The sequence below is a fragment of the Priestia megaterium genome, assembly GCF_009497655.1.
Lineage (GTDB): Bacteria > Bacillota > Bacilli > Bacillales > Bacillaceae_H > Priestia > Priestia zanthoxyli.
The window spans coordinates 1,815,905-1,829,476 of record NZ_CP023317.1 but is presented as its reverse complement, the minus strand read 5'-3'; the positions used below and the strand labels follow the sequence as shown (position 1 = coordinate 1,829,476).

The following is a 13,572-nucleotide window of genomic DNA, read 5'->3' as shown; positions in this document are numbered from 1 at the left end:
GTGCAGTTCATAACTGCACGTGTTTTTTGTTTTAAGCTAGTTCTATTCCGCCTGTAATTCCGTAAACTTGAGCTGTTACGTAGCTTGCATCCGTTGAAGCTAAAAATACGTATACATTTGCTAACTCTACCGGCTGACCAGCACGCTGCAAAGGTGTATCTTGTCCAAAGCCTGGAATAGCGTCGCTTGGCTGCCCTCCAGAAATTTGAAGCGGCGTCCAGATAGGTCCTGGAGCAACGGAGTTAACGCGAATACCTTTTGGAGCTAATTGCTTGGCTAGTCCGCGAGTGAATCCGTTAATGGCAAACTTTGTAGCTGCATAATCTAATAAATTAGGACTTGGGCTATAGCCTTGTACAGAACTTGTGGTAATAATAGAAGCACCTGCCGGTAAATAAGGCAGCGCTGCTTTTACGGTCCAATATAAAGAGAATACATTTACTTCAAAGGTTTTGCGCAGCTGATCCGTTTCTAAATCAGCAAGATCTTCTACTGCCTGCTGTTTACCTGCTACGAGCGCTAAAACGTCTAATCCATCTAATTCTTTATAAGCTTTTTCTACTAGCTCCTTGCAAAAAAATTCTTCGCCTACATCACCAGGTATGAGCACGGCTTTTCTTCCTTCTGATTCAATAAGCTTTTGTACTTCTTCTGCATCTGCTTGCTCTTGTGGCAAGTAATTAAGCGCAACGTCCGCTCCTTCTCTTGCGTAAGCGATAGCTGCTGCTCGGCCAATACCTGAATCTCCACCTGTTACAAGAGCTTTTCTGCCTTTTAATTTACCTGCACCTATGTAACTGTTCTCCCCGCAGTCTGGGATGACGTTCATTTCTTTTTGTACACCAGGCGGTTCTTGATACTGTTTTGGATAGTCTTCATGGAAATATTGAGTTAATGGATTATTTAACTTTGACATATTCGTCACTCCTTTATAAATCAACCTTAACCACCTAAGGAAAAGTTTTCTATATGCTTGTTCTTCCCCTCTTCTTCTTTCATAAACATGTTTGATGTGCTCTACTATCCTCACCTTTCTTTCTGCCATTCCCCTTCAATCCACAGCTGGATACATGAAAACTACATTCACCATCACAATAAAAAAATCCGAACGAGTCACGTTCTCTCTTGAGAACCTTGACTCCTTGTTCGGATCTTCTTTTAACTAAAATACGTTTATCCCCTCTCTTTAAATAAATGGTGAGAGCTTTGTATTTTGTTGTGTACAACAAGTTTTATTTCTCGTCTGTGTCTGCTACTCTGTTAGTTCTACTTGTAAAGGCTTTGATTCCTCTTCAGCTTCTTTAGGAGTGCGAACGATTAACACATCACATTTTGCATAGCGCAAAATATGCTGAGATACACTTCCGATTAAGATACGCTCTACCGCGTTTAACCCGGTTGCACCGCATACAATTAAATCAACGTGCTTATCGGGAGCAATTTTTTTAGATATTTTTGTTTTAGGAGAACCGTGTTCAATTAAGGTCTCGACTTTCGTTACTCCAGCCTTAATGGCTAGGTTACTATAGTTGGTTAAAAGTTCTTCAGCAAATTTCTCTGCATCTTGAAAGCGTGTATCCATATAAAATGCATAAGGTGATGGACTTAACGCCTGTATATCGATAACGTGACAAATTATCAAATGAGCGTTATTTTTGGTCGCACTGTTAACTGCTTTTTTGAATGCCCACTCCGCTTCTACAGAACCGTCTACTGCTACGAGGATGTTACGATAAGCCATATTCATCATAATCTCTCCTTTAACATTCGTTTATAAAGAACTTTCTTTGCTACACTTTTATTGTACTTCTTGCGCAAGCGAAAGTATGTGATTTTTATCACAAGTTATAGAAATTAATAAAAAATGGAGCCGCGCACATCGTACACGGCTCCATTTTTATTGAACTTGAGAGTTAAAAGTCATTATCCAAATAGATCCTGCTACAATCGTAATAACAAAAACGATTCCAAGTATTAAAGCCATCACATTATAACGAGGCTTCTCTCCGTCTTTAATATGCATAAAGAAAAACAATTGAACAAAAAATTGAAGCACGGCCATTCCTAGAATGCTAGCTAGTAATATATTTTTAGCAAGTACGTGGTTTAATACCAGCAGTAGAGGAATAACGGTTAAAATAAGTGAGAAAATAAATCCGGTTGTATAAGCTTTTAACGACCCATGGTTCTCCACCTACATCACCCCCATTAAATACACAACCGTATAAAGGAAGATCCAGACAGCATCAAGAAAATGCCAGTATAAGCTGATAATCGTCACTTTTCGTTTTGTTACAGAGGTAATTCCGTATCGTTTTAACTGGATTGTAATTGAAATCATCCAAATGATGCCAACCGAAACGTGCAGCCCGTGTGTACTAACTAGTGTATAGAAAGCCGTAAAAAATGCGCTTGTGGAAATGGTTGCTCCTTCGTGAACCATAGTTTGAAATTCATGAATTTCAAGGCCAACAAAGCATACACCTAAAAGCAGCGTTACGATCAGCCAGCCAATTAAAGGCTTTATTTTTCCTTTGTGCATGCTCAATACAGCTAATCCGCTCGTAAAGCTGCTCGTTAATAAGATAAACGTTTCAGAAACAAATCCTGGAACTTCAAAAAATTCCTTTCCCGTAAGGCCTCCCGCAGTATGATTAACAAGAACAGCATACGTAGCAAATAATGCTCCAAATAAGATGCAGTCCGTTACGAGGAAAATCCAAAAACCCATAACTTTGATTTCTTCATCATGTTCATGATGATGTTCTTCGTGGTGCGCTGTCGCATATGCCATGTTATCCGACCCTCCCTACTGAATCTTCTGTATGTTGAATTTCATCCACGGGAATATAATAGTCCGAGTTGTATTGAAAAGAACGAGCTAGTAAACAAGCTCCTACTCCTGTCAAACCGAATATCGCCACCCATACCCAGTGGAACGTTAAGCCAAAACCAGCAATGAACCAGAAAATCGACATGATAAATGGAATACCTGAATTCTTAGGCATATGAATTGGAGAAAAAGCCGCTGTTTCCTTCGCTTTTTTCTTTTTTCTTTCTTCTTTTATCGTCCACCACGCATCTTGCCCGGTTACTGTTGGAATCACTGCAAAATTATAGTGCGGCGGAGGTGAAGGGATGGACCATTCTAATGTACGTCCATTCCATGGATCTCCTGTTACATCTCGTTCTCCGTACTTAATGCCATGAAGAATCTGCCATGCTTGAAAGATAAACCCTATGCCCATAAAGAAGGCTCCCACTGTAGAGATAACGTTCAGCGGTCCCCATCCCATGTCAAAGTCGTACGTATAAATACGGCGCGTCATTCCCATAAACCCTAGTGCATATTGAGGCATGAAGCATACATAAAAACCAATATTCCACGTCCAAAATGCCCATTTGCCAAGACGGTCATTTAACTTAAAGCCAAACATTTTTGGCCACCAATAGTACAAACCTGCAAAGAAGCCGAATACAACGCCTCCGATTAACACTTGGTGAAAGTGTGCAACTAAAAAGTAGCTATTATGATACTGATAGTCTGCGGGAGCTGCTGAAAGCATAACACCCGTTGCTCCTCCCACAACAAAGCACGGGATAAAAGCAATTGTCCATAGCATCGGCTGGGTCATTTGAATACGGCCGCGGAACATTGTAAATAACCAGTTGAACACTTTAACACCCGTTGGAATCCCGATGGCCATCGTGGTAATAGCAAAAAACACATTTACATTAGCACCTGCACCCATCGTAAAGAAATGATGCACCCATGTGAAATACGATAGAACGCTAATAATCATCATTGAAAAAACCATAGATTTATAGCCAAATATCTTCTTTTGAGAAAACGTTGCAACAATTTCAGAAAAAATGCCGAATGCTGGAAGCACAACAATATACACTTCAGGATGTCCCCACATCCAAATTAAGTTAATGTACATCATCGGATTTCCACCGCCGGTCATGGTAAACAAGTGTCCGTCAAAGAAGCGGTCGATAAACAATAAAGCAAGCGTTACGGTTAATACAGGAAACGCGAAAATGATAATAATACAGCTTGCTAGAACAGACCACGTGAATAGCGGCATATGCATAAGTTTCATGCCAGGCGCACGCATTTTTAAAATGGTCATAATAAAATTAATTCCAGAAGCCAAGCTGCCAATACCTGATATTTGAATGCCCCAAATATAAAAATCTTGACCTGGTCCAGGACTGAACTGCATGCCAGAAAGCGGCGGATAACTCAACCACCCTGCATCTGGCGATCCTCCGATTACAAACGACAAATTGAAAAGCATGGCGCCAAAGAAAAATAGCCAAAAGCTTACCGCGTTTAAAAAAGGATAGGCGACATCTCTTGCTCCAATTTGAAGAGGTACAACAATATTAAAGAAAGCAAACATAAGCGGCATTGCCATAAATAGAATCATAATGGTTCCGTGCGTAGTAAAAATTTCGTTGTAATGATTAGAATCTAGAAAATGCCACTGAGGGAATGCTAGTTGCATACGCATCAATAATGCATCTACTCCGCCTCGAAACAGCATTAACAATGAAGAAAGCATATACATAATTCCAATTTTTTTATGATCCACCGTTGTGAGCCACTCACGCCATAGCCACTTCCACTTTTTAAGATACGTAAGAACAAAAATAATACCGGCTAGTGTTAACAATATGGCGACATCGGCTCCGTAAATCATTGGCTCCCCTGTCACAAAAAAATGAGATGAAAAATCTTTTAATTTGTCTAACAACTTAGTTTCCTCCTTCCTGGTGCTCGTGCTGTGTATGTGCTTGTTCATCAGAAGCCACATTCATTGTCTTCATGTCTTCATTTTTCATATGGTGATGCTGACTATAATATTGACCACCGTTTTTAATGACAGTTTCTTGGAACAAACCTTTAGGAATGGTAGAATACGATTTCTCTAAAGAAAGACCTTGTTTTGCAAGACTGTTATAATCAGCTTTTGTTAAAGCTGGTGCTGTTTCTTTTACTTGCCTTACCCACTGATTAAATTCTTTTGTCGATGTAGATTTAACTTTAAAGTTCATATGAGCGAACCCTTCACCCGTAAAATTAGCACCCGAACCAAAATATTCTCCCTTGTGATTAGCTTGTAGCCAAAGCCCCATGGCCATTCCCGGCATTGTATATAATTGTCCTCCTAGCTGGGGTACCCAAAAGGAATTCATAGGTGCATCTGACGTTAGCACGAATTGAACGGGCACATTCTTTGGAATTTCGACATAGTTGACTGTCGCAATATCTTGATCCGGATATTGGAATAACCATTTCCAATCAAGAGACGTTACTTCAATCGTTAGCGGCTTTACATCTTTTTTCGGCGGATCTACTAATTCATAAGTCGTCTTGGCCGTAGCGAAACCTAAAATGCCAATAATAATAATGGGGATGCCCCACCAAATAAATTCAAGACGCTTGCTATCGTCCCAATCTGGTCGATACGGAGCCTTGTTTCCAGGCTTATCACGGTAGCGTAAAACGATATACACAAGCAGACCTAAAACAGGAATAACGACAATTGCGCATAAAATTATGGAAAAAATAATTAACTGGTATTCTTTTTGAGCTACCGCCCCCTGTGGATTTAAAATCAAATAACGACTATCACAGCCTGCTAAAAAAATTGTGATGAATACGAAGAGAATGATTAACTTGCTAATATGCATTGATTTTTGCTTTCTCACCTAAGTTCAGGCTCCCTTCCTCTAAATCCTCTGTACATAATAATGGTATATAAACGTTCATATTAGAGATGCATCTCAACAGATCAAAAGGCTAAAAACCTCCTAACATATTGAAGTTTGTCATGACATATTGCTTACTCCTAAAAAATTATCATGTTGTATGTTTAAAAGGTGTGATATTTCTCACACTTGAAGCGATTTTTATCTAGTTTAAATGGCTTTACCATAATTTCGTCACATATTTGGTTAAATGTGGTGTGAAATATCTTTCTCCTAGCGCGTAGATTCTGATAAAAGTAAAAAAGCTCTTCCAGTTCTTATTAACTGGAAGAGCTTTTTGGGAGTAATGAAGTATGGAGCTTTATTTCTTACTAGTTTGTTTGCTTTACTTGCTGAAACATCCAATCAATCATTTTCTGATTCCGATACGTTGGAACCCATGAAGCATGGTCATACTTTAATTCTTTAGGATATTCCGTATATAGCGGATGCCCCCCAGATTTTTTTATAGCCTCTATGATATTCCTTGAATAGGTAACAGGAATGATAGAATCGTCTTCAGCATGAAATCCCCATATCGGTTTGTGTGTAAGAAGATGTGCTTTAGCTGGATCGGCTCCTCCCGCTATTGGAACCATAGCAGCAAACAAATCAGGGTGTTCTATATTTAAGTTAAATGTGCCAAATCCTCCTTGAGATAATCCTGTAGAATAAAGGCGATTACTATCTATATTGTAGGATTTTCTTACACTTTGTAGAATTTCATAGGCCGTTTTTAAATCTTCTGATGTTTCGAATACTTTTGCTAAATTGACTTCATTGTTATTATCTCTTGTAACAGTGAAGCCCCCGCTTGGTACATTACGAGCTTGGGGAGCTAAAATAAAAGCGGGGTGCTTTCGTTGATTTTCTGGTGAAGCCCAAATGATCGCTCCGTCGTTGCCAAGAAGCTGTTTTTTATTATCATTTCCTCGTTCACCACCTCCATGTAAAAATAGCACCAGGGGATATGATTTTTTAGAATCATAGTCTTTAGGTACATAAAGTCGGTAAGGCATTGCCTTATAAGTGAATGATAAAAATTGAGTAGCTATAGATTCTCTGCTTTCAAATGAATAAGTAAATATAGCTATACCACTATGATTCTTTTGATGTTTATTTTTCGCGTTTCCTCTTATGGAAATTGCTTTAAGCACCGTATCGTTATTAATAATAAGTGGGTTCGTATACGGATTGCTTTGACTGGTCGGAGTGCTCCCATCAAGTGTATAGTAAGTCTTCGCACCTGGTGTGTTTGTCTTTAATTCAACCTTCTGCTCTAGATAATATTCGCCTGATAAAACTGAAGAAGTTGGTTTTTTTACGTTTCTATAATCATTTTCTCCTTTTGCCGCGACGATATTTAAAGGGAAAAAAGCTAGAATAAGAACTCCTACAGTAATAAAACTTATAACTTTTTGTATTGATATATTATTCATTGATAATGTACCTCCTTTATATGGTTTTTTAAATGTCTACTTCCATTTCTAGAAGGGCATAGCTTAAGCTTTTCCCGTGCGTATCCACTCCTAAAGAAGTAGTTACTCCACCAAGTAATGCGCGGTGACATACAAATTGAAAAGCTGATATATTAGGAACCTCGTAGCGAACAACGTCTCCTTCTACAATATTTTTTAAGTGTTTTTTCACTTCCAAAGCAGTCACTTTTTCACGTAATAAGAAATAATCTTTTTCGTTATATGGAATTAGTGATAACATAAGCGTGTTTCCCTTATCTCCAGCTCGACTGTGAGCAAGTTCATATAATTTCTTTTTCATTTGTTAAGCTCTCCTTTAATGTAAGATAAGTTTTTATTTTGTTTCGTGGAATCAACGTCGACACAATACCTACTACCTCATTAACATACTTTCTTGCTCCGCCTCCGCCCGCTGGTCCGTTCGTATAAAGAGCTTCTACCTCTTCTCCAATTTTGGCTGCTTCCTTTGAAGTAAGACATCTCCCTGCTACTCTCAGTCTGATTTCATAAGGAGCTGATTCTTGAAAAGAAACTCTATGAACGGAGGAAAGACCGATATAATCAATTCTTAAGTCGACTACTTTATCTTTTAAACGACTATATAAAATTTCACCGGCTAGCTTAGCTCTTTCTAGAGCATTGGAACCAGCGTAGGAAATTTCTCCTTCTCCAATAACACCTGCTTCGTAACCTACGCTGACTTTTAACGTTTTAGGTCTTGGTATACCTGTTCCACCAGATACATGAATTTGATTCAATTTAATTTCATGCAAATGAACCGAAGTAAAGTCAGCAATAACATCTGGTGTTATATATTGATGAGGGTCAGTTACTTCGTAAAGCAGCTGTTCTTTTACAGTAGCTAAATTAATGACTCCTCCTGTGTCTTCTACTTTAGTAATAATTGCTGTCCCATCTTCTTTAATATCAGCAAATGGAAATCCTAATTCAGCAAGCTGTGGGACTTCTTTTTTTCCAGGATCAGCAAAATAACCACCAGCTATCTGTCCCCCACACTCCAATAAGTGTCCAATTACTGTTCCTTGAGCAATTTTATCTACATCGTCTAAAGACCATCCAAAATGGTGTACCATTGGAGCAACAAATAAAGACGGATCTGCTACTCTACCAGTAATAATAACTTGAGCATCTGTCTCTAGAGCTGGCAATATTGTTTCCACACCAAGGTAAGCGTTTGCAGATATAACGTTACCAAAATGAGATATCGGTTCATTTGTTTCTAGAGTCAATCCATTCCTATCTATCAACTTTAGTACATCATCTCCCGTTACGGCTGCTACCTTTATCTCAATGTTTAGTCGGTTAGCTATTTCAACAACTTTTTCAGCAGCATCTATTGGATTGGCTGCTCCCATATTGGTAATAATTCGCACCTTATTTTCCTTAATAATAGGTAAAAGAGGCTCTAGTCTTTTTTCTAACAAAGGATCATAACCCATTAAAGGGTTTTGACTTTTTCTTTTTTGGGCAAGTGCGATTGTTCTTTCGGCTAAACATTCCAATACTAAATAATCTAAATTTCCTTTTTCAGCTAGTATAACCGCCGGTTCTAATCGATCTCCTGAGAAACCCGCGCCTGATCCAATTCTTATCATTTTTATCACCTCAAATAGTAATTGCTCCTGTTATTAATGCCACAATCGTCATAACAATGGTCGTTCCAAAGGCCCACTTAAAGATAAAACGCTGATGATCGCCTAAATTCACTCCGGCTAACCCTACAAGGATAAAGGTCGATGCGGTTAAAGGACTTAATGGAAATCCAGTTGTCATTTGTCCTAGAATAGCTGCTCTGCCAATCTCAATTGGATTGATGCCAAAGTTAGAAGCCGTCTGGCTAATAATTGGTAAGACCCCAAAATAGTAGGCATCCGGTGTAAACACTAAGCTAAGAGGCATACTTGTAATTGCTACTAGTACAGGTAAGTAAGAAGCTAGTGATTCAGGGATAATACTAACCATTGCAGAAGCCATTCCATCTATCATCTTTGTTCCTGTCAAAATACCCGTGAAAATGCCTGCAGCGAAAATCATCGTAGAAACAATTAAAACGTTATTTGCATGGCTTAGTAAGCGTTTTTGCTGCTCTTCTGGATTTGGATAATTGACTAAAAGAGCAATTGCAAACGCGACAATAAATAAAATCGGTAAAGGCAGCCATACTTTAATTAACGCGATAAGAAGCAAAATTGTTAAAGCAAGATTAAACCAAAAAAGCTGGGGCTTTTTCATTTCTAGAGCAGCTGCATGTTCTGTAAACCCTTGTATATGTTCTTCTAGTTCAATGACTCCTAGTCTCTGCCGCTCCTTTTTCCCAATCCAAAAAGCAGATGCTAACACCCACACAATCCCAGCAATCATCGCGGGGATAACAGGGTTAAATAATTGAGAAGAATCTGCATTAAATGTAGTCATGGCTCTAGCAGTAGGCCCCCCCCAAGGAGCTAAGTTCATAACTCCTGCTCCTAAAGCAACCACTCCTGATAAAATAAGAGGATTCATCTTTAATCTTTTATAAAGAGGTAGCAGCGCTGTAATGGTAATCATAAAAGTAGATGCACCGTCACCGTCTAATGATACAAGCATCGTAACAATAGCTGTACCTACGACTACTTTTAATGGATCTCCTTTAACTAGACGAAGCATTTTAGAAATCATAGGATTAAATAAACCCGTATCAATCATTAAACCAAAGTACAAAACTGCAAAAACAATCATAATGCCTGTAGGTGCTACTTTTATAATGCCTTCTAACATCATGTCTCCCATTTCTAATCCAAATCCACCTATTAATGCAAAAACAGTTGGTACGAGAACTAACGCAATCAATACAGATAAACGATTGGTCATAATTAAAAATAGAAATAAACCAATAATTAAAAATCCTAATAATGCTAACATGTAATCCCCCCTGCCCTAAATTTGTAGATTGATGAATCTTGGATGTAAAAAACTTCTGTACTTTTTATTCTTGCAGGATTCATGCCAAGGATATGTAAAAACAGCAACAAACCTTTACAAAATCCTTTCAAAATGTGACAAAAAAATTTATTGCACAACAAAAAAGAAAGCGTTATCAATGAATCTGCTTTCTTTTTTTGTTCTTGTCAATTGAAATTCTAATATTTTAGAAATAATCACCGCTCAGTGAAGAGATACGTTTCTTAATACATAGTTTCCAGCATTTCTGAAAATCTAGAAATCTTTCTAACGACTTAGAAATGAATATGATATTTCTTCATTTTATTGTATAAAGTAGCTAAAGAAATACCTAAAACCTCTGCTGCTTTCCTTTTTCCCCCAATATTATTTGGGTATTTTCTTAATATTTCCTGAATAAATGCGCACTCTTTATCCTGTATAGCTTCCTGCAGTGTTTGATTAGGTTTATCTACCTTACCTAGAACGTCTGAAAAGCTTTGTTCATCTTTAATCATAAATTGTGGAAGGTGATGAAACATAATATCTGTACCTTCTGCCATACATGTGGCATAGTCAATCACATTTTTTAATTCTCTTACGTTGCCAGGCCAATGATAGGATTGAAGAAAGCCTAGTGTATATTCGTCAATTTTGTAAGATGCATTGGCGGTCGAGTATTTAATAAAAGAGGAGACGAGTTTACGTATATCTTCTTTCCTTTCTCTCAAAGGAGGTATCTCTAGTTGAATAACGTTAAGTCTATAAAATAAATCTTCTCGAAATTGTTTCTTATTCACAAGCTGCTGTAAGTTGCGGTGCGTAGCAGCAATAATTCTTACGTCAACTTCTCGTTCAGTAGCTTCTCCTACCCTTCTGATTTTCTTCTCTTGCAGAACTCTTAACAACTTAGCTTGAAGATCATATGACATATCTCCAATTTCATCTAGGAATATAGTTCCGTTGTTTGCTATTTCGAATAGTCCAGCCTTTCCGCCTTTTTTAGCATTTGTAAAAGCACCATCTCCATATCCAAAAAGTTCACTTTCTAACAGAGACGAAGGAATAGCCGCACAATTTACAGGTATAAAAGGACCATGCTGGCGCTCACTTTTATTATGTATAGCCTGTGAAAATAATTCTTTTCCCGTGCCGCTTTCTCCCGTCACAAGAATAGGAAATTGAGATTCTGCTACTTTTTCAGCTATATGAACGACGTGCCTTAACCCTTCTTCCCTACCAATTATTTGTTCAAATGTATATTTTGCTTCATAGATAGAATCCATTCGGTTTTCTAAATTCTTTAACTTTTCGGTTTGTCTTCTCAATTCCTTTGATAACTTGTCAACTTCATTAAGACTTTTACAAACCGATACGGCTCCTGCAACTTTACCTTCTATTATAATTGGAGCCATATCCACCATATATTCCCGATTTTTTTCTTTTCGATATACACCTACTCTGCATTGTTGGTCTTTTAGAGCATTTGTTAACTGAGCTCCTGGGCGATATTCTATTAGTGGCTTTCCAATAATATCACTTTTTACTCCTGTAATCTTTGTATACTCTGGGTTAATAAATCTGACAATCCCTTCTCTGTCGATAACTAGAATACCATCATTTATCGAATTTATAACTGCATGCCACCAGTTAAAATTTTTAGAAGAGCAGTCGACCTCTATGTGCTCTTGGAATGTATTCTTCACAGTATTGTAAGCTCCTTTCTATAATAACTTGAGAGTAGATTCTTGCTTTATTTATAATTATCAACTAATTTTCTCTTTTTTGAAACAGAGTCCACTCAATTAATTTGAATAATCTGATTTATAAAAGCGGATATAACCGTGTTTGATCTTATTCCATTATTTGTATTCAAGATGAAGCATTCTTTGAAAAGAGAAATATTTCTCTTTTCAAAGAAACTTATCACCGTAGTTTTTCCGTATTTAACCATTTTGGATTTTGAATTAGAACCGAATTTAACAGCTTCAGCTACCGGTCAATCTTTAACGTATTTGCCCATGACCGTGTACAGATAAAGTTTATATACATGACAAAAAAGAGAAACGTGAAAGAGATTTACCTTCTCCGTCACGCTTCTCTTTTTGTTATTCCACTATTTATTGGACTTTTAGTATCTTTGCTAAGTATTTATGTAGTACACTTGAAGGTCTTCAATACCATTTACAATTGGCAGTAAGCGACACTTAAATGCCGATGAGCTCGTTAACGAACTATCACCTATTGTCTTCTCTGCCTTAAAACATCTTCTATAAAATGCTGATACAAATAATTAATAAAAGCAGTCGCAATCGAGATGAGAAAAAGTTGAAAGCGCGTCATGTTTACCATTTTATATACCTTTAGTTTTTCTGCCAGACTGGTCAAAGGGTAAGCAAATAGATAGTCAAATAGGACGTTAATTAACAAATATTTTTTGAAATTCCCATAGGTCAGCTTGAATACCCAAAAATTAGCTATAAAAAACGGTCCAAATATAAAAGAAACGTCGCTTGAAAGTTTAGGGAAAAGAGGTTTCCTTACTTTCCACCATGTAAAGCTTTTAGATAACTCACTGATAAAAGCAATAACTAATGAACTAAATGTCAAAACAGGTAGGTATCTTTTAAAGACAAATTTATCAACTTTTACTATAGACAGCCAAGGCAATAAAAGTACTGCCAACAGCGTTAACTTTCCTTTCATTATGTACCCAACTCCTGCCGTTACGAAAATGTAAGCTAAATCATATTCTCTTTAGTTTTGTGTAATAGGCTCTTTTTTATGTGTTTATTACACTGCGTTAGTTCTTTTATTCGCCTTTTATTACAAGATTTTTTGCTTTCAGGAAATTATTGATTCTCATATTCTGCATGTGCATGGAGAAAATACGGAGGTGAATGTTTAAAGGGAGGAATTAAAAATGACCACAGTACGTGAAGTTATGACTCAAGATGTGAAAGCTTGTGCACCGCACGACCCAGTAACAGCAGCTGCAAAATTAATGCGTGATATTAATTGTGGCTCTGTGCCGGTGTGTCAAGAAAATCGAGTAATGGGAATGATCACAGACCGTGATATCGCGTTAAATTGCGTGGCGGATGGAAAAGATTGCAACACTGTGCATTGCCATGATTGTATGACTAAAGATGTAGTTACGTGTTCTCCGGATACGGATATTCATGAATGTGCACGTATGATGGCAGATCATCAAATTCGCCGCATTATTGTAGTGGAGAATAATAATATGGTTGGAATCTGTGCAATCGGCGACCTTGCGACAGTGAACGTATATGTTGATGAAGCCGGTGCAGCATTAAGCGAGATTTCTAATCAAGTTCATTGAAATTTTTTAGCATATAAATCCTTAATGCTTGTACAAAATAACCCTGTC

13 protein-coding genes are annotated in these 13,572 nt (G+C 37.6%); 1 reads left to right on the top strand and 12 read right to left on the bottom strand.

The annotated features are described in order from the left end of the window. Positions 1 to 31: 31 nt before the first annotated feature. The 12 genes from CEQ83_RS09205 to CEQ83_RS09145 form a co-directional block, all read right to left on the bottom strand. Positions 32 to 916: an SDR family oxidoreductase gene (locus CEQ83_RS09205; protein WP_155017196.1), complete on the bottom strand. Its 885-nt coding sequence runs from the start codon at positions 914 to 916 to the stop codon at positions 32 to 34. 336 nt (positions 917 to 1,252) lie between these two features. Then, positions 1,253 to 1,747, bottom strand: coding sequence for a universal stress protein (locus CEQ83_RS09200; RefSeq protein ID WP_186806705.1), 495 nt, complete (start codon positions 1,745 to 1,747; stop codon positions 1,253 to 1,255). A 150-nt stretch (positions 1,748 to 1,897) separates the two neighbouring features. Next, entirely contained in the window at positions 1,898 to 2,194 is a 297-nt protein-coding gene (gene cyoD / locus CEQ83_RS09195; RefSeq protein ID WP_140450717.1) for a cytochrome o ubiquinol oxidase subunit IV, read from the bottom strand. Beyond that, positions 2,195 to 2,794, bottom strand: a complete 600-nt coding sequence (gene cyoC, locus CEQ83_RS09190) for a cytochrome o ubiquinol oxidase subunit III (RefSeq protein ID WP_154972830.1) — start codon at positions 2,792 to 2,794, stop codon at positions 2,195 to 2,197. Position 2,795: 1 nt separating this feature from the next. Continuing rightward, a complete protein-coding gene (qoxB, locus tag CEQ83_RS09185; protein ID WP_155017195.1) occupies positions 2,796 to 4,763 on the bottom strand; it encodes a cytochrome aa3 quinol oxidase subunit I in 1,968 nt (655 codons plus the stop codon). 1 nt (position 4,764) lies between these two features. Beyond that, entirely contained in the window at positions 4,765 to 5,703 is a 939-nt protein-coding gene (locus CEQ83_RS09180; protein ID WP_155017576.1) for a cytochrome c oxidase subunit II, read from the bottom strand. 389 nt (positions 5,704 to 6,092) lie between these two features. After that, positions 6,093 to 7,199: a chitobiase/beta-hexosaminidase C-terminal domain-containing protein gene (locus tag CEQ83_RS09175; protein WP_155017194.1), complete on the bottom strand. Its 1,107-nt coding sequence runs from the start codon at positions 7,197 to 7,199 to the stop codon at positions 6,093 to 6,095. Between the two features lie 28 nt (positions 7,200 to 7,227). Beyond that, positions 7,228 to 7,539: an AtuA-related protein gene (locus tag CEQ83_RS09170; RefSeq protein ID WP_155010213.1), complete on the bottom strand. Its 312-nt coding sequence runs from the start codon at positions 7,537 to 7,539 to the stop codon at positions 7,228 to 7,230. Further along, positions 7,520 to 8,854 carry an acyclic terpene utilization AtuA family protein gene (locus CEQ83_RS09165; protein WP_155010214.1) on the bottom strand — a complete coding sequence of 445 codons (1,335 nt, stop codon included), beginning with the start codon at positions 8,852 to 8,854 and terminating at the stop codon, positions 7,520 to 7,522. Before CEQ83_RS09165 ends, CEQ83_RS09170 begins: the two co-directional genes overlap by 20 nt. Positions 8,855 to 8,864: 10 nt before the next feature. Continuing rightward, positions 8,865 to 10,160, bottom strand: coding sequence for a CitMHS family transporter (locus tag CEQ83_RS09160; RefSeq protein WP_155010215.1), 1,296 nt, complete (start codon positions 10,158 to 10,160; stop codon positions 8,865 to 8,867). A gap of 314 nt (positions 10,161 to 10,474) precedes the next feature. Continuing rightward, positions 10,475 to 11,884 (bottom strand): sigma-54 interaction domain-containing protein, encoded by a 1,410-nt coding sequence (locus tag CEQ83_RS09155; protein ID WP_224980055.1) that lies wholly within the window; start codon positions 11,882 to 11,884, stop codon positions 10,475 to 10,477. Between the two features lie 535 nt (positions 11,885 to 12,419). Next, on the bottom strand, positions 12,420 to 12,884 hold the full coding sequence (locus CEQ83_RS09145; protein ID WP_098999839.1) for a hypothetical protein: 465 nt from the start codon (positions 12,882 to 12,884) through the stop codon (positions 12,420 to 12,422). Positions 12,885 to 13,101: 217 nt separating this feature from the next. On the opposite strand from CEQ83_RS09145, the gene CEQ83_RS09140 reads away from it, so the two are divergent. Then, positions 13,102 to 13,524, top strand: a complete 423-nt coding sequence (locus CEQ83_RS09140; RefSeq protein WP_155017192.1) for a CBS domain-containing protein — start codon at positions 13,102 to 13,104, stop codon at positions 13,522 to 13,524. Positions 13,525 to 13,572: the final 48 nt, after the last annotated feature.

Bases quoted from the DNA above. Each gene is read 5' to 3' on its own strand.
- CEQ83_RS09160 (WP_155010215.1), bottom strand. From the start codon at position 10,160: ATGTTAGCATTATTAGGATTTTTAATTATTGGTTTATTTCTATTTTTA.
- CEQ83_RS09165 (WP_155010214.1), bottom strand. From the start codon at position 8,854: ATGATAAGAATTGGATCAGGCGCGGGTTTCTCAGGAGATCGATTAGAA.
- CEQ83_RS09180 (WP_155017576.1), bottom strand. From the start codon at position 5,703: ATGCATATTAGCAAGTTAATCATTCTCTTCGTATTCATCACAATTTTT.
- CEQ83_RS09145 (WP_098999839.1), bottom strand. From the start codon at position 12,884: ATGAAAGGAAAGTTAACGCTGTTGGCAGTACTTTTATTGCCTTGGCTG.
- CEQ83_RS09170 (WP_155010213.1), bottom strand. From the start codon at position 7,539: ATGAAAAAGAAATTATATGAACTTGCTCACAGTCGAGCTGGAGATAAG.
- cyoC (WP_154972830.1), bottom strand. From the start codon at position 2,794: ATGGCATATGCGACAGCGCACCACGAAGAACATCATCATGAACATGAT.
- CEQ83_RS09200 (WP_186806705.1), bottom strand. From the start codon at position 1,747: ATGAATATGGCTTATCGTAACATCCTCGTAGCAGTAGACGGTTCTGTA.
- CEQ83_RS09205 (WP_155017196.1), bottom strand. From the start codon at position 916: ATGTCAAAGTTAAATAATCCATTAACTCAATATTTCCATGAAGACTAT.
- CEQ83_RS09175 (WP_155017194.1), bottom strand. From the start codon at position 7,199: ATGAATAATATATCAATACAAAAAGTTATAAGTTTTATTACTGTAGGA.
- CEQ83_RS09140 (WP_155017192.1), top strand. From the start codon at position 13,102: ATGACCACAGTACGTGAAGTTATGACTCAAGATGTGAAAGCTTGTGCA.